Origin of the sequence: Neorhizobium puerariae (assembly GCF_042429745.1) — a bacterium.
GTDB lineage: Bacteria > Pseudomonadota > Alphaproteobacteria > Rhizobiales > Rhizobiaceae > Neorhizobium > Neorhizobium puerariae.
Map to the genome: position 1 here is coordinate 1 of NZ_JBHMAA010000041.1, position 24,511 is coordinate 24,511.

24 protein-coding genes and 1 tRNA gene are annotated in these 24,511 nt (G+C 63.0%); all 25 read left to right on the forward strand.

The features are described from left to right. Nucleotides 1–105: 105 nt before the first annotated feature. The 25 genes from ACFFP0_RS29010 (at nt 106) to ACFFP0_RS29130 (ending at nt 24,230) form a co-directional block, all read left to right on the forward strand. A tRNA-Asp gene (locus ACFFP0_RS29010) sits at nt 106–182 on the forward strand. Between the two features lie 261 nt (nt 183–443). Then, entirely contained in the window at nt 444–809 is a 366-nt protein-coding gene (locus ACFFP0_RS29015) for an NADH-quinone oxidoreductase subunit A (protein WP_377265705.1), read from the forward strand. After that, nucleotides 800–1,381 (forward strand): NuoB/complex I 20 kDa subunit family protein, encoded by a 582-nt coding sequence (locus tag ACFFP0_RS29020; RefSeq protein WP_377265706.1) that lies wholly within the window; start codon nt 800–802, stop codon nt 1,379–1,381. Before ACFFP0_RS29015 ends, ACFFP0_RS29020 begins: the two co-directional genes overlap by 10 nt. Nucleotides 1,382–1,414: 33 nt before the next feature. After that, the gene (locus ACFFP0_RS29025) at nt 1,415–2,017 is read left to right on the forward strand and encodes an NADH-quinone oxidoreductase subunit C (protein WP_377265707.1); all 603 of its coding nucleotides are present in this window, start codon (nt 1,415–1,417) and stop codon (nt 2,015–2,017) included. Nucleotides 2,018–2,052: 35 nt separating this feature from the next. Beyond that, nucleotides 2,053–2,436: a four helix bundle protein gene (locus ACFFP0_RS29030; RefSeq protein ID WP_377265708.1), complete on the forward strand. Its 384-nt coding sequence runs from the start codon at nt 2,053–2,055 to the stop codon at nt 2,434–2,436. 62 nt (nt 2,437–2,498) lie between these two features. Further along, complete coding sequence (locus ACFFP0_RS29035) at nt 2,499–3,689, forward strand: NADH-quinone oxidoreductase subunit D (protein WP_377265709.1); 1,191 nt, start codon at nt 2,499–2,501, stop codon at nt 3,687–3,689. Further along, on the forward strand, nt 3,689–3,952 hold the full coding sequence (locus ACFFP0_RS29040) for a hypothetical protein (RefSeq protein WP_377265710.1): 264 nt from the start codon (nt 3,689–3,691) through the stop codon (nt 3,950–3,952). The genes ACFFP0_RS29035 and ACFFP0_RS29040 overlap by 1 nt, the downstream gene beginning before the upstream one ends. 15 nt (nt 3,953–3,967) lie before the next feature. After that, complete coding sequence (locus tag ACFFP0_RS29045; RefSeq protein WP_377265711.1) at nt 3,968–5,116, forward strand: NADH-quinone oxidoreductase subunit E; 1,149 nt, start codon at nt 3,968–3,970, stop codon at nt 5,114–5,116. Between the two features lie 10 nt (nt 5,117–5,126). Further along, nucleotides 5,127–6,431, forward strand: coding sequence for an NADH-quinone oxidoreductase subunit NuoF (nuoF, locus tag ACFFP0_RS29050; RefSeq protein WP_377265712.1), 1,305 nt, complete (start codon nt 5,127–5,129; stop codon nt 6,429–6,431). Nucleotides 6,432–6,436: 5 nt separating this feature from the next. Next, nucleotides 6,437–7,216 carry a helix-hairpin-helix domain-containing protein gene (locus tag ACFFP0_RS29055; RefSeq protein ID WP_377265713.1) on the forward strand — a complete coding sequence of 260 codons (780 nt, stop codon included), beginning with the start codon at nt 6,437–6,439 and terminating at the stop codon, nt 7,214–7,216. Between the two features lie 58 nt (nt 7,217–7,274). Further along, complete coding sequence (gene nuoG / locus ACFFP0_RS29060; protein WP_377265714.1) at nt 7,275–9,356, forward strand: NADH-quinone oxidoreductase subunit NuoG; 2,082 nt, start codon at nt 7,275–7,277, stop codon at nt 9,354–9,356. A gap of 7 nt (nt 9,357–9,363) precedes the next feature. Further along, nucleotides 9,364–10,407 (forward strand): NADH-quinone oxidoreductase subunit NuoH, encoded by a 1,044-nt coding sequence (gene nuoH / locus ACFFP0_RS29065; protein ID WP_377265715.1) that lies wholly within the window; start codon nt 9,364–9,366, stop codon nt 10,405–10,407. Nucleotides 10,408–10,453: 46 nt separating this feature from the next. Continuing rightward, complete coding sequence (nuoI, locus tag ACFFP0_RS29070) at nt 10,454–10,945, forward strand: NADH-quinone oxidoreductase subunit NuoI (protein ID WP_377265716.1); 492 nt, start codon at nt 10,454–10,456, stop codon at nt 10,943–10,945. 150 nt (nt 10,946–11,095) lie between these two features. Next, nucleotides 11,096–11,710, forward strand: coding sequence for an NADH-quinone oxidoreductase subunit J (locus ACFFP0_RS29075; RefSeq protein ID WP_377265718.1), 615 nt, complete (start codon nt 11,096–11,098; stop codon nt 11,708–11,710). A 21-nt stretch (nt 11,711–11,731) separates the two neighbouring features. Beyond that, complete coding sequence (gene nuoK / locus ACFFP0_RS29080; RefSeq protein WP_085423062.1) at nt 11,732–12,040, forward strand: NADH-quinone oxidoreductase subunit NuoK; 309 nt, start codon at nt 11,732–11,734, stop codon at nt 12,038–12,040. 7 nt (nt 12,041–12,047) lie between these two features. Next, nucleotides 12,048–14,048, forward strand: a complete 2,001-nt coding sequence (nuoL, locus tag ACFFP0_RS29085; RefSeq protein ID WP_377265719.1) for an NADH-quinone oxidoreductase subunit L — start codon at nt 12,048–12,050, stop codon at nt 14,046–14,048. Beyond that, nucleotides 14,048–15,559 (forward strand): NADH-quinone oxidoreductase subunit M, encoded by a 1,512-nt coding sequence (locus ACFFP0_RS29090; protein ID WP_377265720.1) that lies wholly within the window; start codon nt 14,048–14,050, stop codon nt 15,557–15,559. The genes nuoL and ACFFP0_RS29090 overlap by 1 nt, the downstream gene beginning before the upstream one ends. A gap of 18 nt (nt 15,560–15,577) precedes the next feature. Further along, nucleotides 15,578–17,020: an NADH-quinone oxidoreductase subunit NuoN gene (gene nuoN / locus ACFFP0_RS29095; RefSeq protein WP_377265721.1), complete on the forward strand. Its 1,443-nt coding sequence runs from the start codon at nt 15,578–15,580 to the stop codon at nt 17,018–17,020. Nucleotides 17,021–17,022: 2 nt separating this feature from the next. Next, nucleotides 17,023–17,793, forward strand: a complete 771-nt coding sequence (locus ACFFP0_RS29100) for a biotin--[acetyl-CoA-carboxylase] ligase (RefSeq protein WP_377265722.1) — start codon at nt 17,023–17,025, stop codon at nt 17,791–17,793. 8 nt (nt 17,794–17,801) lie between these two features. Then, nucleotides 17,802–19,469 carry a ribonuclease J gene (locus ACFFP0_RS29105; protein WP_377265723.1) on the forward strand — a complete coding sequence of 556 codons (1,668 nt, stop codon included), beginning with the start codon at nt 17,802–17,804 and terminating at the stop codon, nt 19,467–19,469. Nucleotides 19,470–19,538: 69 nt separating this feature from the next. After that, the gene (gene mce, locus ACFFP0_RS29110) at nt 19,539–19,943 is read left to right on the forward strand and encodes a methylmalonyl-CoA epimerase (protein ID WP_377265724.1); all 405 of its coding nucleotides are present in this window, start codon (nt 19,539–19,541) and stop codon (nt 19,941–19,943) included. Nucleotides 19,944–20,035: 92 nt separating this feature from the next. Beyond that, nucleotides 20,036–20,305 carry a DUF1467 family protein gene (locus ACFFP0_RS29115; protein ID WP_377265725.1) on the forward strand — a complete coding sequence of 90 codons (270 nt, stop codon included), beginning with the start codon at nt 20,036–20,038 and terminating at the stop codon, nt 20,303–20,305. Between the two features lie 530 nt (nt 20,306–20,835). Next, a complete protein-coding gene (gene proS, locus ACFFP0_RS29120) occupies nt 20,836–22,161 on the forward strand; it encodes a proline--tRNA ligase (protein WP_377265727.1) in 1,326 nt (441 codons plus the stop codon). 61 nt (nt 22,162–22,222) lie between these two features. Continuing rightward, entirely contained in the window at nt 22,223–23,530 is a 1,308-nt protein-coding gene (locus ACFFP0_RS29125; RefSeq protein ID WP_377265728.1) for a lipoprotein-releasing ABC transporter permease subunit, read from the forward strand. Nucleotides 23,531–23,543: 13 nt separating this feature from the next. Further along, a complete protein-coding gene (locus ACFFP0_RS29130; protein ID WP_377265729.1) occupies nt 23,544–24,230 on the forward strand; it encodes an ABC transporter ATP-binding protein in 687 nt (228 codons plus the stop codon). Nucleotides 24,231–24,511 lie beyond the last annotated feature (281 nt).

Here is a 24,511-nt window from a genome sequence, read left to right on the forward strand (position 1 = left end):
CTGTCACGCCGGAGGTCGCGGGTTCGAGCCCCGTCACTCGCGCCATCTCTTCCTCGAATTGACGTTGCCCGGTTATGGGCTGGTCAGCGCCGAAAGGCATCATGCGCGGGTGTAGCTCAGTCGGTTAGAGTGCCGGCCTGTCACGCCGGAGGTCGCGGGTTCGAGCCCCGTCACTCGCGCCATTTGCGTCTTCCCCGTTTCCGCTTTTAAAACGATTTGGCCTGCGGGGTATCCCGCGCGATCCATCCTCCGGTTGCCGTCCAGGCACGGTTGCGGGGAATCGTCCGGGCTGCTTTATTTTGGCGCAGTATGCGCTGTTCAAAAGGCTTGCGCCGGGGCTTCGGCTGCGCTAGTCACGGCTTGTTGCAATGCACGTTCGCTTGGCCCGTGCAGTGAGTTTCAAGTGTCGCTCGACGCTTCAAGGCTAGCTGGGATCGAATACCATGAGTGAACTTCTCACTTCCTATATCCCGATCGCGATTTTCATCGGCATTTCCTTGGTGATCGGCCTCGCACTTCTGATCGCGCCCTTCGCCGTCGCCTACAAGGCGCCCGATTCGGAAAAGCTTTCGGCCTATGAATGCGGCTTCAATGCATTCGATGATGCGCGCATGAAGTTCGACATCCGATTCTATCTGGTTTCGATCCTCTTCATCATTTTCGACCTGGAAGTGGCTTTCCTGTTTCCCTGGGCGGTTTCCTTCGGCGATCTCGGCTGGTTCGGCTTCTGGTCGATGATGGTATTCCTTGGCGTCCTGACGGTCGGTTTCATCTATGAATGGAAGAAAGGAGCGCTGGAATGGGAGTAGTCGACACCGGCAGCACCCTCGTTGCGCCGAAGCCCAAGGGCATTATCGATCCGAATACCGGCAAGCCGATCGGCAGCGACGACGCGTTTTTCGGCGAGATCAACAACGAGCTCGCCGACAAGGGTTTTCTCGTCACCTCCACCGATGAGCTGATCAACTGGGCCCGTACCGGTTCGCTGATGTGGATGACCTTCGGTCTCGCCTGCTGCGCGGTCGAGATGATGCAGCTCTCCATGCCGCGTTACGACGTCGAGCGGTTCGGTTTCGCGCCCCGCGCCTCGCCGCGCCAGTCGGACGTCATGATCGTCGCCGGCACGCTGACCAACAAGATGGCGCCCGCGCTCCGCAAGGTCTACGACCAGATGCCGGAGCCGCGTTACGTCATCTCCATGGGTTCCTGCGCCAATGGCGGCGGCTATTACCATTATTCCTATTCGGTCGTTCGTGGCTGCGACCGTGTCGTGCCGATCGATATCTATGTCCCGGGCTGTCCCCCCACGGCGGAGGCGCTGCTCTACGGCGTGCTTCTGCTGCAGAAGAAGATCCGGCGGACCGGTACGATCGAGCGCTGAGGGCCAAGGGCAAGGGGTTTATAGGACGATAAAATGAGTGAAGCCCTGAACGAGCTTTCGATCTACATCCGCGAAGCGCGCCCCGCTCTCGTGGAGGAGGCGGTATTCGCCCATGGCGAGCTGACGTTGACGACGAGCGGCGAAAACCTGCTGCCGCTCCTGACCTTCCTGCGCGATGACGGACAATGCGGCTTCGTGAGCTTCATCGACATCTGCGGCGTGGACTATCCGTCGCGCGAAAAGCGTTTCGACGTCGTCTACCACCTGCTGTCGCCGCGCCAGAACCTGCGCGTCCGCGTCAAGGTGGCGACGGGTGAGGACGAGCCTGTTCCGTCGGCCTTCGCCGTCTATCCGGGCGCCGACTGGTTCGAGCGCGAAGCCTGGGATATGTACGGCATCCTGTTCACCGGCCACCCGGACCTGCGTCGCATCCTGACGGATTACGGTTTCGAAGGTCATCCGCTGCGCAAGGACTTCCCGACCACCGGTTTCGTCGAGGTTCGCTACGACGACAGCGCCAAGCGTGTCGTCTACGAGCCCGTGGAGTTGCGCCAGGAATTTCGCAATTTCGACTTCCTGTCTCCCTGGGAAGGCACCGATTACGTGCTGCCGGGGGATGAGAAGGCCAAGCAGTGAGTAGTGATTAGTCGGTAGTGAGCAGGCGATCTGAAGTGTCGAGCGGAAAGATCACCTCCTGCCGGGATTTGAAAGTCCGGCAGCTGGCGATCGAAATTTCAGTTGCTTGCTACGAGGTGACCAAGGCCTTCCCGCGGGAAGAGATATATGGGCTAGCGAGTCAGATTCGACGGGCTTCCACATCTGTTCCAGCGAATATCGCTGAAGGTTATGGAAGAGAAAATCGTGGTTCGTTCGTTCAGTTTCTAAGGATCGCGCAAGGCTCGTTAAAGGAATCGGAGACTCATCTAATCATCGGTGAGCGCATTGGATTGATGGCGCCGGATGTTTTGGATGGGTTGCTGAACAAATGCGAAGAGAACGGGAAAATGCTTGGCGCTCTTATCCGCGCGGTTCAGCGAAAGAAATTCGAGGAATAGGTGAGCAATGAAACTACCCACTAATCACTACTCACTATTCACTATCAGCGCGGAGCGCGCCCATGACTGAACACAACGTTCGCAACTTCAACATCAATTTCGGACCGCAGCATCCGGCGGCGCACGGCGTGCTGCGCCTTGTTCTGGAGCTGGACGGCGAAATCGTCGAGCGCGTCGATCCGCATATCGGCCTGCTGCATCGCGGCACCGAGAAGCTGATCGAGACCAAGACCTATCTCCAGGCCGTACCCTATTTCGACCGGCTCGACTACGTCGCGCCGATGAACCAGGAGCATGCCTATGCCCTGGCCGTCGAGAAGCTGCTCGGCATCCAGATCCCGATCCGCGGCCAGCTGATCCGCGTGCTCTATTCGGAAATCGGCCGCATCCTCTCGCATCTCCTGAACGTCACGACCCAGGCCATGGACGTCGGCGCGCTGACGCCGCCGCTCTGGGGTTTCGAGGAGCGCGAGAAGCTGATGGTCTTCTACGAGCGCGCCTGCGGCGCCCGCATGCACGCGGCCTATTTCCGCCCCGGCGGCGTCCATCAGGACCTGCCGCCGGAACTGGTGGAGGACATCGGCAAGTGGTGCGACGAATTCCCGTCGAAACTCGACGATATCGACGATCTGCTCACCGGCAACCGCATCTTCAAGCAGCGCAACGTCGATATCGGCGTCGTGAAGCTGGAGGACGCCTGGGCATGGGGCTTCTCGGGCGTGATGGTGCGCGGCTCGGGCGCGGCCTGGGATCTGCGTCGCTCGCAGCCCTATGAATGCTATTCCGAGCTCGACTTCGATATTCCGATCGGCAAGAACGGCGACTGCTACGACCGTTACCTGATCCGTATGATCGAGATGCGCGAAGCCTGCAAGATCATGAAGCAGTGCGTCAACCGCCTTCTCGGCGACGCCGGGACCGGCCCGTTCTCCTCGACGGACGGCAAGGTCGTACCGCCGAAGCGGGGCGAGATGAAGCGCTCGATGGAAGCGCTGATCCACCACTTCAAGCTCTATACCGAAGGTTATCACGTCCCGGCCGGCGAGGTTTACGCCGCGGTCGAGGCTCCGAAGGGCGAGTTCGGCGTCTTCCTGGTCGCCGACGGTTCCAACAAGCCTTATCGCTGCAAGATTCGCGCTCCGGGTTACGCCCATCTCCAGGCCATGGATTTCCTCTGTCGGGGACACCAGTTGGCGGACATTTCGGCTGTTCTCGGCTCGCTCGATATCGTGTTCGGTGAGGTTGACCGCTGATGATCCGAGGCGCCGTCATTGCTGGCATTCTGCTCACCGGCACGGCTGCGTTCGCGCAGCAGAACCTGCCGGCCGGGCAGTCCGACGTGTCGACGGCGAGCGGCGGATCGAAATCGATGGGCGATCTCCTGTCCGAAGGATATGAGATCAAGGCCTCCGTTCCCAATGGAACAAAGTTCATAGTGTTCATGCAAAAAGACAAGTCTGCCTATGCGTGCGACTTCGTGGCGCTCACGAAGTCGCGGTGTGGCTCCATAAACTGATAAGGCGTGGAAAGAATGTCCGTTCGTCGATTAGCCGAAGACAGGGTGCAGCCGGCAACATTCGCCTTCAACGAGGAGAATGCCGTCTGGGCCGAGGCAACGATCAGGAAATATCCGGAAGGCCGGCAGCAGTCCGCTGTCATTCCGCTGCTCATGCGCGCGCAGGAGCAGGACGGTTGGGTCACCCGTGCGGCGATCGAGCATGTCGCGGACAAGCTGGACATGCCCTATATCCGCGTCCTGGAAGTCGCGACCTTCTACACGCAGTTCCAGCTGAAGCCGGTCGGCACCCGTGCCCACGTCCAGGTCTGCGGCACGACGCCCTGCATGCTGCGTGGCGCCGAGGACCTGATGAAGGTCTGTCAGCACAAGATCCATCACGACCCCTTCGAGCTCAATGCCGACGGCACGCTGTCCTGGGAAGAGGTCGAGTGTCAGGGCGCGTGCGTCAACGCCCCCATGGTCATCATCTTCAAGGATGCCTATGAGGACCTGACGCCGGAGCGCCTCGAGGAGATCATCGACGCGTTCGAAGCCGGCAAGGGCGACGGGATCAGACCCGGCCCGCAGATCGGCCGTCATTTCGCAGCTCCCGAAGGCGGCGCGACGACCCTGCTGGAGGACGTGAAGCCGGTTCGCACCAACCTGGAGCCGCAGCCGGCCGCCGATGCCGCGCCGGTTCCGCCGGCCGACGCCGCCCGCCCCAAGGATACCGCGCCGGAAACCGACCCGAAGCTGAAGACGCCGGCAACCGCGCCCGCTGCCGCCGCAGACAATGTCAAGGCCGCCGAGGCCCAGCCGCTCTCGGGAACCGCCAGGAGCGAAACGGTGGAGCCGGCGGCCGCCAGCCCCGCCGCCGCAAAATCGGAAAAGCCGTCGCTTGACGACAAGAACCGCCCGAAGGGTATCGAGCGCCCGGCCACCCCGGACGACCTGCAGCTGATCTCCGGCGTCGGCCCGAAGATCGAGGCCACGCTCCATGAACTCGGTATCTTCACCTTCGCGCAAGTCGCCGCGTGGAAGAAGGCGGAGCGCGAATGGGTCGACGGATACCTGAATTTCAGGGGCCGCATCGAGCGCGACGACTGGGTCAAGCAGGCCAAGGCGCTCGCCAAGGGCGGCGAGGCCGAATACATTAAAGTCTTCGGCAAGAAGCCGCGGTAAGAGGTGAGACATGCTTAAGGATCAGGATCGCATCTTCACCAATATCTACGGCCTCAAGGACAAGTCCCTGAAAGGCGCGATGAGCCGCGGCCACTGGGACGGCACCGGGGCCATCATCGAAAAGGGCCGGGACTGGATCATCAACGAGATGAAGGCCTCCGGCCTCCGCGGTCGCGGCGGCGCAGGCTTCCCGACCGGTCTCAAATGGTCGTTCATGCCGAAGGAATCCGACGGCCGCCCGCATTACCTCGTGGTCAACGCGGACGAATCCGAGCCCGGCACCTGCAAGGACCGCGAGATCATGCGCCACGATCCGCACACGCTGATCGAGGGCTGCGTCATCGCCGGTTTCGCCATGGGCGCCCACACGGCCTATATCTACGTGCGCGGCGAATACATGCGCGAGCGCGAGGCGCTGCAGGCCGCGATCGACGAGTGCTATGACGCCGGCCTGCTCGGCAGGAACAACAAGAACGGTTGGGATTTCGACGTCTACGTCCATCACGGCGCCGGCGCCTATATCTGCGGCGAGGAGACCGCGCTGCTCGAAAGCCTCGAAGGCAAGAAGGGCCAGCCGCGCCTGAAGCCGCCGTTTCCCGCGAACATGGGCCTCTACGGCTGCCCGACGACCGTCAACAACGTCGAGTCGATCGCGGTCGCGCCGACCATCCTGCGCCGCGGCGCCGGCTGGTTCTCCTCGATCGGCCGGCCGAACAATGTCGGCACCAAGCTCTTCATGGTCTCCGGCCATGTGAACAAGCCCTGCACGGTCGAGGAAGCCATGGGCATCCCGTTCCGCGAACTGATCGAAAAGCATGCGGGCGGCATCCGCGGCGGCTGGGACAACCTGCTGGCGGTCATCCCCGGCGGCGCGTCCTGCCCGGTCATCAGGGGCGAGGACATGGACGACGCGATCATGGACTTCGACGGCATGCGCGACAAGAAGTCGTCGTTTGGCACCGCGGCGGTCATCGTCATGGACAAGTCGACCGATATCATCAAGGCGATCGCGCGCCTTTCGGCCTTCTTCAAGCACGAAAGCTGCGGCCAGTGCACGCCGTGCCGCGAAGGCACCGGCTGGATGTGGCGCGTCATGGAACGCATGGTGAAGGGCAACGCGCAGAAGCGCGAGATCGACATGCTCTTCCAGGTTTCCAAGCAGATCGAAGGCCACACCATCTGTGCGCTGGGCGATGCGGCCGCATGGCCGGTTCAGGGTCTCATCCGCAATTTCCGTGCGGAGATCGAGGCGCGCATCGACCAGTATACCTACAATGCTTTGGACCATGGCGCCGTCATGGAAGCTGCGGAGTAAGGACTTTGGCTAAGACGGGCAAGGATCGGGATCAGGAGACGGCGGATCGTCCGGCGCGCGATGCTGCGCGCCTGCCCGATCTTGCCGAGGCTTTGACGCTCAATCCGTTGCTGGCGCACCCGGCCGCCGCCATGGCGGCGGCGACGGCGATCGGTTTCGGCCTCGCCAACCAGATGGCGGGCGTCTTCTTCGGCGCGCTGCAGGGCATGATGGAGGCGGCGAACCATCAGAAGGCCGCGGAAGAGGCCGAAGTCGCGGCCCCGGCCGAAAGGCCGGCCGTCACCGAGTCGACTGTCGCTGGGCCGGCTGCTGCCGGACCGGTTGCCGCAGCCGTTGAGCCGCCGCCCGTCGCGGCAAGGCCCGTGCCTGCCGCCAAACCCAAGTCAAGGCCTGTTCGCAAGGCGGCTGCATCTGCCGCTCCGGCGGCAAGGAAACCTGCGTCCGGGGTAACCCCCGTGGAAGCCCCCTCCGGCAACGCCGGGGCAGCGCCGAAAGCTGCCTCCAAGGCTCCGCCGAAGACCAAAGTTCCGGTGAAGGCCAAGGCTCCGGCGAGACCGAGGACGGCCGCCAGGGCTTCCGCCGCTGCAGAGACCGGCGACCTGAAGCGGATCTCGGGCATCGGGCCGAAGCTGGAAGCGGTCCTGAAGGGCATGGGCGTGACCAGTCTTGCCCAGGTGGCCGCCTGGTCGGACGCCGAGATCGCCCGCTTCGACAAGGAATTGGGTTTCGAAGGGCGCATCGGGCGGGACGATTGGGTCGGCCAGGCGAAGGCCCTGTTGAAATAAAAGAATATGTCCCGGGCCTTCGTGCTCAAGGGATTGAACTGAGGACGTAAGTGATACGATGGCAAAGCTGAAGGTAGACGGCAAGGAGATCGAGGTCCCGGATCATTTCACGCTGCTCCAGGCGTGTGAGGAAGCCGGCGCCGAGGTTCCGCGCTTTTGTTTCCACGAACGTCTTTCGGTCGCGGGCAATTGCCGCATGTGCCTGATCGAGGTGAAGGGCGGCCCGCCGAAGCCGGCGGCGTCCTGCGCCATGGGCGTGCGCGATATCCGCGGCGGCCCGAACGGCGAACTGCCGGAAGTCTTCACCAACACGCCGATGGTCAAGAAGGCCCGCGAAGGCGTGATGGAATTCCTGCTGATCAACCACCCGCTGGATTGCCCGATCTGCGACCAGGGTGGCGAGTGCGACCTGCAGGACCAGGCCATGGCCTTCGGCATCGACAGTTCGCGCTACACCGAAAACAAGCGCGCCGTCGAAGACAAGTATATCGGCCCGCTGGTGAAGACGGTGATGAACCGCTGCATCCACTGCACGCGCTGCGTCCGCTTCACCACCGAAGTCGGCGGCATTTCCGAACTCGGCCTGATCGGCCGCGGCGAGGATGCCGAGATCACCACCTATCTCGAACAGGCCATGACCTCCGAGCTGCAGGGCAACGTCATCGACCTTTGCCCGGTCGGCGCGCTGACCTCGCGGCCCTTCGCCTTCACCGCCCGTCCGTGGGAATTGAACAAGACCGAATCGATCGACGTCATGGACGCCGTCGGTTCGGCGATCCGCGTCGACACCCGCGGCCGCGAAGTGATGCGTATCATGCCGCGCGTCAACGAAGAGGTGAACGAGGAGTGGATATCCGACAAGACCCGCTTCATCTGGGACGGCCTGAAGACCCAGCGTCTCGATCGCCCGTATGTCCGCAAGGGCGGACGCCTCCAGGCCGCCTCCTGGGGTGAGGCCTTCGGTGTCATCAGGTCTGCGGTCGCCGCGACGTCCGGCGACAGGATCGGCGCGATCGCCGGCGATCTTGCCTCGGTCGAGGAAATGTACGCGCTGAAGGAGCTGATCCGCTCGCTGGGCTCGGAGAACCTCGACTGTCGGCAGGACGGGACGGCGCTCGATCCGTCGCTCGGTCGCGCAAGCTACCTCTTCAACCCGACCATCGAGGGCATCGAGCAGGCCGGTGCGCTGCTTCTCGTCGGCGCCAACCCGCGCCTCGAAGCGGCCGTCCTCAATGCCCGCATCCGCAAGCGCTTTCGCCGCGGCAATTTCCCGATCGGCGTGATCGGCGAAGCCGGCGAGCTGCGCTACGCCTACGATTATCTCGGTGCCGGCCCGGAAACGCTTTCCGATCTCGCATCCGGAGCCAACGGCTTCGTCGACAAGCTGCGCAACGCCAAGAACCCGATGATATTAGTAGGGCAGGGGGCTCTTTCCCGCCCGGATGGCGCCGCCGTTCTCGCCGCCGCCGCCCGGCTTGCAGGCTCCGTCGGCGCGCTGACGGAAGAATGGAACGGCTTTGCGGTCCTCCACACCGCGGCGTCCCGCGTCGGCGGCCTCGACCTCGGCTTCGTGCCGGGTGCGAACGGCGCCGATGCCGCGGCCCAGCTCGCCGGCATGGACGTCCTCTTCCTGCTCGGCGCCGATGAGCTCGACTTCTCGAAGAAGGGCGCGAAGTTCACCGTCTATATCGGCAGCCATGGCGATGCCGGCGCGCACAATGCGGATGTCATCCTGCCGGGCGCGACCTATACGGAAAAGTCGGGCACCTGGGTCAACACCGAAGGCCGTGTCCAGATGGGCAACCGCGCCGGCTTCGCGCCGGGCGAGGCGCGCGAGGACTGGGCGATCCTGCGCGCGCTTTCCGATGTGCTCGGACGCAAGCTGCCCTTCGATTCGCTCGGTGCGCTGCGCGCGAAACTCTACGAGGCCTATCCGCATTTCGCCGCCGTCGACGAGATCGCGGCCGGCTCCGTCAGCGAAATTGCCGCACTCGGCCAAAAAGCGGGTGAGATGTCGAAGTCGGGGTTTGCGTCGCCGATCAAAGACTTCTATTTGACGAACCCGATCGCTCGCGCTTCGGCCGTCATGGCCGAATGCTCGGCATTGGCCCGCAACAATTTCCAGGCTGCGGCGGAGTAATTTGAACATGGATTCGTTCTTCTCGATCTACGTCTGGCCGGCGATCGTCATGGTCGCGCAGTCTCTGCTGCTCCTGGTCTGCCTGCTCGTTTTCATCGCCTATATCCTGCTCGCCGACCGCAAGATCTGGGCGGCCGTGCAGCTTCGCCGCGGGCCGAACGTCGTCGGTCCCTTCGGTCTCTTCCAGTCCTTCGCCGACTTGCTGAAGTTCGTCTTCAAGGAGCCGATCATCCCGGCCGGCGCCAACAAGGGCGTCTTCCTGCTCGCTCCGCTCGTCGCGGTCACGCTGGCGCTTGCCACCTGGGCGGTGATCCCGCTCGCGGATGGCTGGGTCATCGCCAACATCAATGTCGGCATCCTTTACGTCTTCGCGATCTCCTCGCTGGAGGTCTACGGCATCATCATGGGCGGCTGGGCTTCGAACTCGAAGTACCCGTTCCTCGGCGCGCTTCGCTCGGCGGCGCAGATGGTGTCCTACGAAGTCTCGATCGGCTTCGTCATCGTCACGGTTCTGCTCTGCGTCGGCTCCCTGAACCTGACCGACATCGTCAATGCGCAGCATGATGGCCTCGGCACCATGCTCGGCCTGCCGGCCTCCTTCCTCGACTGGCACTGGCTGGCGCTCTTCCCGATGTTCGTCGTCTTCTTCATCTCGGCGCTCGCGGAAACCAACCGTCCCCCCTTCGACCTTCCGGAAGCGGAGTCGGAACTCGTTGCCGGCTTCATGGTCGAATACGGCTCGACCCCTTACATGATGTTCATGCTCGGCGAATACGCGGCGATCTGCCTGATGTGCGCGCTGACGACCATCCTGTTCCTCGGCGGTTGGCTGCCGCCGGTCGATATCGCGATCCTCAACTGGGTGCCGGGCATCATCTGGTTCGTGCTGAAGGCGTCGCTCGTCTTCTTCATGTTCGCCATGGTGAAGGCCTTCGTGCCGCGCTACCGCTACGACCAGCTCATGCGTCTCGGCTGGAAGGTCTTCCTTCCGATCTCGCTCGCCATGGTCGTCATTACCGCATTCGTGCTGAAGCTGACGGGATGGGCATGAACATGAAGATGACCGTCCAAGCTTTTGGCATCATTGGAGAATAACGATGGCAAGTTTCGGCCAGGCCATTAATTCCCTGTTCCTGAAGGAGTTCGTCGGCGCCTTCTTCCTGTCGATGCGCTACTTCTTCAAGCAGAAGGCCACCATCAACTATCCGTTCGAGAAGGGGCCGGTTTCCCCGCGTTTCCGCGGCGAGCATGCGCTGCGCCGGTATCCGAACGGGGAGGAGCGCTGCATCGCCTGCAAGCTGTGCGAGGCGATCTGTCCTGCCCAGGCGATCACCATCGAGGCCGGCCCGCGCCGCAACGACGGCACCCGTCGCACGGTGCGTTACGACATCGACATGGTGAAGTGCATCTATTGCGGCTTCTGCCAGGAGGCCTGCCCGGTCGACGCGATCGTCGAGGGGCCGAACTTCGAGTTTTCGACCGAGACGCGCGAAGAACTCTACTTCGACAAGGCGCGGCTTCTCGAGAATGGCGACCGCTGGGAGCGGGAGATCGCCCGCAATATCGCTCTGGATGCGCCCTACCGCTAAAGGCGGGACGCATCTTCCCGCCGCCGCCCGATCAGCGGGCAAGGCGCGGGTGACATCTTGATGGAATGCCCGGTGCTCGATCGACGACGCCGGGTTTCGACGGGAAGGGGCGTCCGCCCCGTTTCCGGTGAGGGACGAAAAGGCACCACGATGGGTCTGCAGGCTATCTTCTTCTATCTCTTCGCGTTCGTCGCGGTGGCGTCGGCGTTCATGGTCATCTCGGCCAGGAACCCGGTTCACTCGGTGCTCTTCCTCATCCTGGTCTTCTTCAACGCCGCGGGCCTCTTCCTGCTGACCGGCGCCGAGTTCCTGGCGATGATCCTTTTGGTCGTCTATATCGGCGCGGTCGCGGTCCTCTTCCTCTTCGTCGTCATGATGCTCGACATCGACTTTGCGGAACTGCGCTCCGGCGTGCTGCAATATGCCCCGGTCGGCATTCTGATCGGCTTGATCGTGGCGGCCGAACTCATCGTCGTCATCGGCGGCAGCGTGCTGACGCCGGATGCGGCCAAGGCCGTCACCATGCCGATCCCGAACCCGGCGGAACGCACCAACACGGCCGCGCTCGGCGACGTGCTTTATACGAATTACGTCTACTTCTTCCAGATCGCCGGCCTGGTTCTGCTGGTTGCGATGATCGGCGCCATCGTCCTGACGCTGCGTCACCGCCAGCATATCAAGCGCCAGGATATTCCAAGGCAGGTGGGCCGCACGCCCGCGACCGCCGTCGAGGTGGTCAAGGTCAAGCCGGGTCAGGGCGTCTGAGGCGGAACAAGGAACAGGCAAATGGAAATCGGACTTTCCCATTATCTCACGGTCAGCGCCATCCTCTTCATCCTCGGCGTTTTCGGCATCTTCCTGAACCGCAAGAACGTCATCATCATCCTGATGTCGGTCGAGCTCATCCTGCTTTCGGTCAACCTCAACATGGTGGCCTTCTCCTCCTTCCTGAACGACATCGTCGGCCAGGTCTTCGCGTTGTTCATTCTGACCGTCGCGGCCGCGGAGGCCGCCATCGGTCTTGCAATTCTCGTCGTCTTCTACCGCAACCGCGGTTCGATCGCCGTCGAAGACGTCAATATGATGAAGGGCTGATCGGGTCATGATCTACAAGGCAATCGTCTTCCTTCCCCTGATCGGCTTCCTGATCGCAGGCCTGTTCGGCCGCCAGATCGGCGCCAAGGCCTCCGAATACGTCACCAGCGGCCTGATGATCGTCGCGGCCGTGCTTTCCTGGATCGTCTTCTTCAACGTGGCGCTCGCCCATGGCGAGGCCGGGGAAGTCATCAAGGTTCCGGTGATGCGCTGGATTCAGTCCGGCGGCATCGATGTCGAATGGGCTTTCCGGATCGACACGCTGACGGCGGTCATGTTCGTGGTCGTCAACACGGTCTCCTCGCTCGTGCATGTCTATTCGATCAGCTACATGCACCATGACCCGCACCGGCCGCGCTTCTTCGCCTATCTGTCGCTCTTCACCTTCGCGATGCTGATGCTGATCACGTCGGACAACCTCGCCCAGATGTTCTTCGGCTGGGAAGGCGTGGGCCTGGCGTCCTATCTGCTCATCGGCTTCTGGTACAAGAAGCCGTCCGCGTCGGCTGCCGCGATGAAGGCCTTCATCGTCAACCGCGTCGGCGACTTCGGCTTCATCCTCGGCATTGCCGGCGTGTTCGTGCTCTTCGGTTCGATCAGCCTGGAGACGATCTTCGCCGCCGCCGCCACCTACCTGCCGGCCGAGAATGCGCCGGAGGCGACGCAGGTCATCGTCAACTTCTTCGGCATGCAGCTCGACAAGGCGCATGCGCTGACGGTCGTCTGCCTGCTGCTCTTCATGGGCGCGATGGGCAAGTCGGCGCAGTTCCTGCTGCACACCTGGTTGCCGGACGCCATGGAAGGCCCGACCCCGGTCTCCGCGCTCATCCATGCCGCGACCATGGTCACCGCCGGCGTCTTCCTCGTCGCCCGCATGTCGCCGCTGTTCGAACTGTCGCACGATGCGCTGCTGGTCGTGACCATCATCGGCGCGATCACCGCCTTCTTCGCGGCGACCGTCGGCCTCGTGCAGAACGACATCAAGCGCGTCATCGCCTATTCCACCTGCTCGCAGCTCGGCTACATGTTCGTGGCGCTGGGGCTGGGAGCCTATGGCGCGGCGATCTTCCACCTCTTCACGCACGCCTTCTTCAAGGCGCTCCTGTTCCTCGGCGCCGGCTCGGTCATCCACGCCGTCGACGGCGAGCAGGACATGCGCTACATGGGCGGCCTCAGGAAGCACATTCCGGTCACCTTCTGGATGATGACGATCGGCACGCTGGCGCTGACCGGCGTCGGCATTCCCGGCACCATGCTCGGCTTCGCCGGCTTCTTCTCCAAGGACGTGATCATCGAAAGCGCGTTCGCGTCGCATTCCCCGGCCGCCGGTTTCGCCTTCACGCTGCTGGTCATCGCGGCCCTGTTCACGAGCTTCTATTCGTGGCGCCTCGCCTTCCTCACCTTCTTCGGGGAGCCGCGCGCCAGCCACGAGGTCATGCACCATGTGCATGAATCCCCGAGCGTGATGCTGGTGCCGCTCTATATCCTGGGCATCGGCGCGGTTCTCGCCGGCGTGCTTTTCGAAGGTTATTTCTTCGGCCACGAATATGCCGAGTTCTGGAAGGGCGCGATCTTTACCCTGCCGGAAAACGAGATCCTCGAAGAGTTCCATCACGTCCCGGCGCTCGTCAAATGGAGCCCGTTCATCGCCATGGCGGTGGGCTTCGTCACGGCCTGGTATTTCTACATCAAGTCGCCGTCGACGCCGCGCCGTCTCGCCGCATCCCAGAGGGTTCTCTACGAGTTCCTGCTCAACAAGTGGTATTTCGACGAGATTTACGACTTCATCTTCGTCCGTTCCGCCAAGGCGCTTGGCCGGTTCCTGTGGAAGAAGGGTGATATCGGCGTCATCGATACCTACGGCCCGAACGGCGTTGCAGCCCGTGTGGTCGACGTCACCAACCGGGTGGTCAAGCTGCAGTCCGGTTATCTCTATCACTATGCGTTCGCGATGCTGATCGGCATCGCCGCCCTCGTCACCTGGATGATGCTCGGGAGCTCAATCTAATGACCGACTGGCCAATTCTCTCGACGGTCACCTTCCTGCCGCTGGTCGGCGTCCTCCTCCTGCTGCTGACGCGGGAGGACGGCCCCTTCGGCCGCCGCAACATCCTGAACATCTCGCTCTTCACGACGATCGTCACGTTCATCGTGTCGCTGTTCGTCTGGATCGGTTTCGACAATTCGAACCCGGGCTTCCAGATGGTCGAGAAGCATGCCTGGCTCGGCTTCGGCATTTCCTACCACCTCGGCGTCGACGGCATCTCCATGCTGTTCGTCATCCTGACGACGTTCCTGATGCCGTTCTGCGTGCTGGCAAGCTGGGATTCGGTGGAGAAGCGCCTCAAAGAATACATGATCGCCTTCCTGCTTCTGGAAGTGGTCATGGTCGGCGTCTTCGTGGCGCTCGACGTCGTCCTCTTCTACGTCTTCTTCGAGGCGACCCTCATTCCGATGTTCGTCATCATCGGCGTGTGGGGCGGCAAGGACCGCGTCTATGCCTCCTACAAGTTCTTCCTCTATACGCTGCTCGGCTCGGTGCTGATGATGCTCGCCATCGCGGCGATCTACTGGCAGGCCGGCACGACCGACATCACGGAACTGCTGAAATACAGCTTCCCGCGCGGCCTGCAGACCTGGCTCTGGCTTGCCTGCTTCGCGGCGTTCGCGGTCAAGATGCCGATGTGGCCGGTGCATACCTGGCTGCCGGATGCGCACGTCCAGGCTCCGACCGCAGGCTCGGTCATCCTGGCCGGCGTCATGTTGAAGCTCGGCGGCTACGGCTTCGTGCGCTTCTCGCTCGCCATGTTCCCGCTGGCGTCGGATTATTTCGCGCCCTTCGTCTTCACGCTGTCGGTGCTTGCGATCATCTACACCTCGCTGGTGGCGATGATGCAGGAGGACATCAAGAAGCTGATCGCCTATTCGTCCGTCGCCCACATGGGTTACGTGACCATGGGCATCTTCGCGGCGAATGTGCAGGGCGTGCAGGGTGCTCTCTTCCAGATGCTGTCGCACGGCATCGTCTCCGGCGCGCTCTTCCTCTGCGTCGGCGTGGTCTATGACCGGCTGCATACCCGCGATATCGCGGCCTATGGCGGCCTCGTCAACAACATGCCGAAATATGCCGTCGCCTTCATGATCTTCACCATGGCGAATGTCGGCCTGCCGGGCACGTCCGGCTTCATCGGCGAGTTCCTGACGATCATCGGCGTCTTCAGGGTGAATACCTGGGTGGCCCTTTTCGCCGCGACCGGCGTCATCCTGTCGGCATCCTATGCCCTCTGGCTCTATCGCCGGGTGATCTTCGGCCCGCTGGAAAAGGAAAGCCTGAAGGCGCTCCTCGATCTTTCGGCGCGCGAGAAGCTCATCCTTTATCCGCTGATCGCGCTCACCATCTTCTACGGCTTCTATCCGGCTCCGGTCTTCGATGCGACGGCGGCCTCGGTAGACCAGCTGGTGAACAATTATTCCGCAGCCCTGCAGGCGGCGAAAGACCTGGCACTGAACGTGCACTGAGACGGGACACGACTGGACATGACCGCTGAACTACTTTCCCTCAGCCTGCAGCTCTCCATGCCGGAGATCATTCTGGCCGTGGGGGCGCTCGCCCTCCTGATGATCGGCGTCTTCTCGGGCGACAAGTCCGCGCCGCTGGTGACGGGCCTCGCCGTGGCGCTGCTTGCCGTCGCCGGCCTGTGGCTCGTCTTCATGCCGGGCGAGGGCGAGGCCTATGGCGGCGCCTTCATGCTCGATCCGTTCGCGCGCTTCATGAAGGTTCTCGCCCTGGTCGGCTCGATCGTGGCGACGGTCATGTCGTTCGGCAGCGGCCGGTCCGATCATCTCGATCGTTTCGAGTTCCCGGTCCTGCTGGTGCTCTCCACCCTCGGCATGCTGCTCCTGATCTCGGCGAACGACCTGATCGCGTTCTATCTCGCGCTCGAATTGATGTCGCTGGCGCTCTATGTCGTCGCCGCCTTCAACCGCGACAGCGTGCGCTCCACGGAAGCGGGCTTGAAGTATTTCGTCCTCGGCGCTCTCTCCTCGGGCATGATGCTCTACGGCATGTCGCTGGTCTACGGTTTCACCGGCAATACCGGCTTCGACGATATCGCGAGGGTCCTGTCCTCCGAGACGCGGCACATGGGCCTCGTCTTCGGCATGGTCTTCGTGCTTGCCGGCGCCTGCTTCAAGATTTCGGCCGTGCCGTTCCACATGTGGACGCCGGACGTCTATGAAGGCGCGCCGACCCCCGTCACCGCCTTCTTCGCCGCCGGCCCGAAGGTCGCCGCAATGGCGATCCTGGTGCGCATCGTGTCCGACGCCTTCCTGCCGATCGTCGCCGACTGGCGCCAGATCATCGTCTTCGTGTCGATCGCGTCCATGCTGCTCGGCTCGTTCGCCGCGATCGGCCAGCGCAACATCAAGCGCCTGATGGCCTATTCCTCGATCGGCCACATGGGCTTCGCGCTCGTCGGCCTTGCCGCGGGCACCGAGACCGGCGTTTCCGGCGTGATCCTCTACATGACGATCTACATGGTCATGACGCTCGGCACCTTTGCCTGCATCATGGCGATGCGCCGCAATGACGGCGTCAATGTCGAGAATGTCGACGATCTTGCCGGCCTGTCCTCGACCAAGCCGTTCATGGCGGTGGTGCTGACGGCGCTGATGTTCTCCATGGCCGGCATCCCGCCGCTGGCCGGTTTCTTCGCCAAGTATTTCGTCTTCGTGGCGGCGATCGAAGCCAAGCTCTATGCCCTGGCGATCATCGGCGTGCTGTCTTCGGTCGTCGGCGCCTACTATTATCTGCGCCTCGTCAAGCTGATGTGGTTCGATGAAGCCAAGGGTGAGTTCGCCCGTATTTCCGGCGAACTGCGCATCGTCTTCGGCCTCTCCGGTCTCTTCGTCACGGCCTACGTCCTTTTCGGCGGGCCGATCGGCACAGCGGCGAACGCCGCCGCAAAGTCCTTCTTCTGAGGATGTCTGGAGGAACCGGCCGCTTCTCGCTCGATGCGTTTCGCCATGAGGCGTTGAGCGAGGTGGGGTCCACCAACAGCGAATGTCTCGCCCGCGCTCGCGCGGGCGATTCCGGTTTGTTGTGGATCACGGCGGGGCGCCAGATCGCCGGCCGCGGCCGGCGGGGAAGGGCCTGGACGTCCGAACCCGGTAATTTGTATGCCTCGCTGCTGCTGATCAACCCGGCGGAGCCTCAGCGTGTCGCCTCGCTGCCGCTGGCGGTCGCGGTTGCCGTGCATGCAGCGGTAAGGGCTGTCCTGCCGCCCGGCGGGGAGCCGCTCGAAGTCAAATGGCCGAACGATATCCTGATCGGCCGCAGGAAGACCTGCGGCATCCTTCTGGAAGGCGAGGGGTTGCCGGACGGTCGCCGCGCCGTGGTCGTCGGCATCGGCATCAATATCCGCCATATGCCCGATAACGCGCCTTACGGCGTCACGCGCCTTGCCGATCATGGCGCCGGCGTCTCGCCGGAAGAGCTTTTCGCGCATCTTTACAAGGAGATGGCGATTGTTCTGGATGCCTGGGACGAGGGACGTGGCACGGCGGAGATCAGCCGGCGCTGGCGGGATGTGGCCTGCGGCATCGGAGAAAAAATCACCGTGAACCTGTCCGACCGCTCGCTTGTTGGAACATTCGCAGGTATCGATGACAGAGGATTTTTGATGCTCGACACCGGAGAGCGCGCGCCGATGCCGATCGCCGCCGGTGATGTATTTTTTGAAAGAACGGAATAAGAGAAGAAATGGCAAAACAGGAAGAACTGGTGTTTCTGCCGCTGGGCGGCGTGGGCGAGATCGGCATGAACCTCGCCCTCTACGGCTATGGAACGCCGGAGAAGCGCCAGTGGATCATGGTCGATTGCGGCGTCACCTTTCCGGGGCCGGAACTGCCGGGCGTCGACCTCGTCCTGCCGGATATCGGCTTTCTTGCGAACCAGCGCCAGAACCTCAAGGCCATCATCATCACCCATGCGCATGAGGATCATTACGGCGCCTTGAACGATCTCTGGCCGGGCCTCAACGTGCCCGTCTATGCATCGCCGTTCACCGCCGGCATGCTGGAGGCGAAGCGCGACTACGAGGGGTCCCGCGCCGATATTCCGGTCACGATCTTCAAGGCCGGCGACCGCATCACCATAGGCCCGTTCCAGGTCGAGGCGGTTGGCGTCAACCATTCCATCCCGGAGCCGATGTCGCTGGTCATCCGCACGCCGCTCGGCAATGTCGTGCACACCGGCGACTGGAAGATCGATCATGCGCCGTCGCTCGGCCCCCTGACCGACGAGGAGCGTTTCCGCAAGCTCGGAGACGAGGGCGTGCTGGCGCTGATGTGCGATTCGACCAATGCCATGCGCGACGGCGTTTCGCCCTCCGAGGAGGAGGTGTCCGAGGGGCTGCGCAAGATCATCGAGGGCGCCGAGGGCAGGGTGGCGATCACCACCTTCTCCTCCAATGTCGGCCGCATCCGTTCCGTGGCCCAGGCGGCCGAGGCCGCCGGACGCGAAGTGCTGCTGCTCGGCAGTTCGCTCAAGCGCGTCGTCAACGTCGCCCGCGACATCGGCCTCATGGAAGGGCTCAAGCCTTTCATCGCCGAGGACGAATACGGCTACATCCCGCGCGACAAGATCGTCGTCGTCCTCACCGGCAGCCAGGGCGAGCCGCGCGCGGCACTTGCCAAGATCGCCCGCGACGAGATGCGCAACGTGGCGCTGGCGTCCGGCGACACGGTGGTCTTTTCCTCGCGCACCATTCCGGGCAACGAGAAGGCCATCCTCGAAATCAAGAACGGGCTGATCGAGCAGGGCATCCATGTCGTGACCGACAGCGACGCGCTGGTCCATGTCTCGGGCCACCCGCGCCGCAACGAACTCCTGAAGATGTACGAGTGGACGCGGCCCCAGATCCTCGTCCCGGTGCATGGCGAGGCGGCGCACCTGACGGCGCAGGCCGAGCTTGCCGCTTCTGCCGGCATCGGGACGATCCCGCGTGTGAGAAACGGCGATGTGCTGCGGCTGGCGCCGGGGCCGGCGGAGGTGATCGACGAGGCGTCGCACGGCCGTCTCTTCAAGGACGGCAAGCTGATCGGCGACTACGACGAAATGGGAATTGGCGACCGCCGCAAGCTCGCCTTTGTCGGTCATGTCTCGGTCAACGTCCTGCTCGACAATCGCTACGATTTCCTGACCGACCCCGATCTCGTCGCTTTCGGCCTGCCGGAATTCGACGACGAGGGGGAGGCCATGGAGGATACGCTGTATGACGCGGTGCTGGGCGCGGTGGAAAGCATTCCGCGCGCGCGCCGCAAGGATCTCGACATGGTCCGCGAGGCCGTTCGCCGGGCGGTGCGGGCCGCCGCCAACGAGGCCTGGGGCAAGAAGCCGGTGGTGACGGTTTTCGTGACGAGGCTCTGAGGAGCGTTGCGCTCCTTCGGCCTCCATTGCGATTTCCGGCCGCTGGACACCAGATGAGGAGGAGAACACATGCTCGGACGCGTCAATCACATTGCCATCGCGGTTCCTGATCTCGCCGCCGCCACGGCGACCTATCGGGACATGCTGGGCGCCCGTGTCTCGCAGGCCCAGGCGCTGCCGGAACATGGCGTGACGGTTGTTTTCGTGGAGCTTCCCAACACCAAGGTGGAACTGCTCGAACCGCTCGGCTCCGCATCCCCGATCGCCGCCTTCCTGGAGAAGAACCCGTCCGGCGGCATGCATCACATCTGCTACGAGGTGGAGGACATCATCGCCGCCCGCGACCGGTTGAAGGCAGGCGGCGCCCGCGTGCTCGGCGACGGCAATCCGAAGACCGGCGCCCATGGCAAGCCGGTCCTTTTCCTGCATCCCAAGGATTTCAACGGCACGCTGGTCGAGCTGGAACAGGTTTGAGGGTGCGGCATCGCGTCCCGGAGCCTTTGTTTGAGCTTCGCCCGCTTTCGGCCTATAAGGCCGCTCTCTGAACGGAAACCGGAATCCGCCCAATGTCGCTTCTGACGGTCGCCGCCATCTATTTCATCATCTGGTGGACCGTGCTCTTCATCGTCCTGCCGCTCGGCTATCGCAGCCAGCAGGAGGATGGCGAGGTGGCCGCCGGCACGGTGGAAAGCGCGCCCGCGAAATTCCGCGGCGGCCGTGTCGTGCTTCTGACGACCGTGATCTCCGCCGTGCTCTATGCGGCCTATCACCTGGCCTCGACCTGGCTCGGTTTCGGCATCGGCGATATTCCCGTCATCATTCCGAGTTTCGAATAGGACAGGAAAACACGGGAACCTGTCATCTTCCTGTCATGCGCGGCGGGCATAGGGGAGGCGTCCGGATCGTGCCGGCAGGGATGTCACGCTTTCGAAAAAGCAAAAAAAAACAAGGCGGTTAAGCCTTGTTTCTAGTTTCGCGTGATCCTTAACCGTTGCCGGGGCAGCGAACAAGCGCGCCTAAGATCTGATCCTCCCAAGACTTGACCGCGAAATGGCAAGAATTTGAACTCCTTGCCTCTTTTGTGAGCTGAACCTAGCCCAAAGGTTGGGCTTTGTCACTCAATTTTTTTGTATTTTTAACACAGTGGGATAAAATTTTTCAGTTGACAAAAAAGTCGCACGTTTGCCACGAAATCCCCATTTTTTACCGATCTGAGGATGTCCGGCGCTGAATCGTCGAGCTTGCGCGATTCCTGCGGGGGCGGGTTCCCTTGGAAGCCCGGAACGGCTATGTAGCCTCGCAATCTTGTTCAAGAAATCGCCGATTCCCGATGCAGGGATAGGCCCGGCAACCCTCGGAAATTTCGATGCGCCTCTCCCGTTATTTCATGCCCATCCTGAAGGAAAACCCCAAGGAAGCGGAAATCGTGTCCCACCGGCTGATGCTGCGCGCGGGCATGATCCGCCAGCAGAGCCAGGGCATCTATTCCTGGCTGCCGCTCGGCAAGCGGGTCCTCGACAAGGTCAACGCCATCATCCGCGAGGAGCAGAACCGCTCCGGCGCCATCGAGCTTCTGATGCCGACGCTGCAGTCCGCCGAGCTCTGGCAGGAGAGCGGGCGTTATGACGCCTACGGCAAGGAAATGCTGCGCATCAAGGACCGGCAGGACCGGCCCATGCTCTACGGACCCACCAACGAGGAGATGGTGACCGACATCTTCCGGTCCTACGTCAAGTCCTACAAGAACCTGCCGCTCAATCTCTATCACATCCAGCTGAAGTTCCGCGACGAGATCCGCCCGCGTTTCGGCACCATGCGCTCGCGCGAATTCCTGATGAAGGACGCCTATTCCTTCGATCTCACCAAGGAAGGGGCCGAGCACGCCTATCGCAAGATGTTCACGGCCTATCTGCGCACCTTCTCGCGCATGGGCCTGCGCGCCATCCCGATGCGCGCCGATACCGGCCCGATCGGCGGCAACCTTTCCCACGAGTTCATCATCCTCGCCGAGACCGGCGAGTCGGAAGTCTTTTCCCACAAGGATTTCGTCGATTTCGAAATCCCCGGCACCGACACCAATTTCGACGACGTCGAGGCGCTGAAGGCGATCTTCGACAAGTGGACGTCCGTCTATGCGGCGACGTCGGAAATGCATGACGAGGCCGCCTTCGACGCCATTCCCGAGGCGGACCGCCTGTCCGCCCGCGGCATCGAGGTCGGTCACATCTTCTATTTCGGCACCAAATATTCGGAGCCGATGGGCGCCAGGGTGCAGGGGCCGGACGGCAAGGAACACCTTGTCCACATGGGTTCCTACGGCATCGGCCCGACCCGCCTTGTTCCCGCCATCATCGAGGCATCGCATGACGAGAACGGAATCATCTGGCCGGCGTCCGTCGCGCCCTTCGATGTCGTGGTGATCAACATGAAGCCCGGCGACGAGGCCTGCGACCGCATCTGCGAGACCCTCTATGGCGGGCTTTCGACGGTCGGCAAGGACGTGCTCTACGACGATACGGACGAGCGCGCCGGCACCAAGTTTGCGACCGCCGACCTGATCGGCGTGCCGTTCCAGGTGATCGTCGGCCCCCGCTCCGCCGCTTCCGGCGAAGTGGAGGTCAAGGACCGCAAGACCGGCGAGCGCGAGACGCTCGCCGTCGAGGCGGCGATGAACAGGCTTGCCGGCCGATAAGCCGGGCAGGGCCCGGGTGAGGAACAAGGCGGAACTCCCGCCGGCAGGTTGAGGAAACGGCATGGCGAGTGTCGCTGCGAATGGTGAAGCGGATAAGGCGGGACATGCGCCTTCTGCCGGCCCCTTTTCGGCTTTCGAACGCATGGTCGCCTGGCGTTACCTGCGCTCGCGCCGCCGCGAGGCCTTCATCTCCGTCATCGCCGGTTTCTCCTTCATCGGCATCATGCTGGGGGTCGCGACGCTCATCATCGTCATGGCGGTGATGAACGGGTTCCGGACCGAACTCATCTCGCGCATTCTGGGCATCAACGGCCACATGATCGTCCAGCCGATCGACGGGCCGTTTACCGACTATGCCGATCTGACGAAGAAATTCGCCGCCGTGCCCGGCGTGCGGATGGCGCTGCCGCTGGTGGAAGGCCAGACGCTCGCCTCGGGCCGCGGCGGAGCGGGCTCCGGCGCGCTCGTGCGCGGCATCCGCCCGGAGGACCTGGAAAAGGTCACGGAGGTCGCCGGCAACGTCAAGTCCGGCGATCTGGTCGGTTTCGCCTCGGGGCAGGGCGTGCTGGTCGGCTCGCGCCTGGCGGCCCAGCTGGGCCTCAACGCCGGCGACCAGATCACGCTGATCTCGCCGGAAGGCGACGTGACGCCGATGGGCGTCAATCCGCGGGTGAAATCCTACCCGGTGTCCGGCATTTTCGAGATCGGCATGTCGGAATACGACGCGACGATCATCTACATGCCGCTCGAGGAGGCGCAGCTTTATTTCAACGCCGACGGGCTGGTGCAGTCGATCGAGCTTTTCGTCGACAATCCCGACAATGTCGACGGCCTTCGCCCGCTGGTCGAGACGGCCGCCGGCCGGCAGATCTTCATCACCGACTGGCGCCAGCGCAACCAGACCTTCTTTTCCGCCCTGCAGGTGGAGCGCAACGTCATGTTCATGATCCTGACGCTGATCGTGCTGGTGGCGGCGCTCAACATCATCTCCGGCCTCATCATGCTGGTGAAGGACAAGGGCAGCGATATCGCGATCCTGCGCACCATGGGGGCGGGCTCCGGCGCGATCATGCGCATCTTCTTCATGACGGGGGCGGCGATCGGCATCGTCGGCACGCTTGCCGGCGTCATGCTCGGCATCGTCGTCTGTCTCAACATCGAGTCGATCCGGCAGTTCTTCTCCTGGCTCTCGGGCACGGTTCTCTTCGATCCGGAACTTTATTTCCTCAGCCAGTTGCCGGCCGAGATGAGCTTCAGCGAGACGCTGTCGGTGGTGATCATGGCGCTGGCGCTTTCCTTCATCGCCACCATCTTCCCGGCATGGCGGGCCTCCAGGCTCGATCCCGTCCAGGCCCTCCGATACGAATAGGTTCCGATCCTTCATGGCTCCACGCAAAACCGTCTTGCAGCTCTCGGGCGTCGAACGCCACTACGGCCAGGGCGAGACCACGCTTTCGATCCTGAGGGGGGCCGATTTCGAGCTCGTCAGCGGCGAGATGGTCGCCCTGGTCGCGCCCTCCGGCACGGGCAAGTCGACGCTTCTGCATCTTGCCGGCCTGCTCGAACATCCCGATGGCGGCGAGGTTTTCATCGACGGCCGGTCCTGCAACGGCTTGCCGGACAACGAGCGCACCGCGATCCGCCGGTCGGATATCGGGTTCGTCTACCAGTTCCACCATCTTCTCCCCGAATTTTCGGCCGTCGAGAACATCATGATGCCGCAGCTGATCGCCGGCCTGACCAAGGCGGATGCGAAGGAACGGGCAGGGCAGTTGCTGGACTATATGCGGATCGGCCACCGCGCCGAACATCGCCCGGCCGAGCTTTCCGGCGGCGAGCAGCAGCGCGTGGCGATCGCCCGCGCCGTCGCCAATGCGCCCCGCGTGCTTCTGGCCGACGAGCCGACCGGCAACCTGGACCCGAAAACCGCATCCTACGTCTTCGATGCGCTGGAGGCGCTGGTTCGCCAGTCGGGCCTTGCCGCGCTTATCGCGACCCATAACCACGAGCTTGCCGGACGCATGGATCGCCGCGTGACGATCGAGGGCGGCAAGGTCGTGGAAATGTGAAGCCCGGTTATCCGCCATTGTGTCGATGAGCGGCAGGGTGGGGACGATTTGGCCTCTCTCGGGAAAGATCCGCGCTTTTCCTTTCGGCTAAGATACTGATTTCCTTCTTCTGCCGTGGAGGGTGCGACGGGCGGTGCGTTGCGCGTCATCCCCGCCCTTTCCGTCGGTGTCTACAATCCCTGCGTTCCGTTTCGGCTGCCCCGGTCAAGCATCGCCGGCGAGACGGGACCGGTGCCCTGGTGAACCGCCGTCGATGCAGGCGGGCCGTCAGGGGCTGCGCA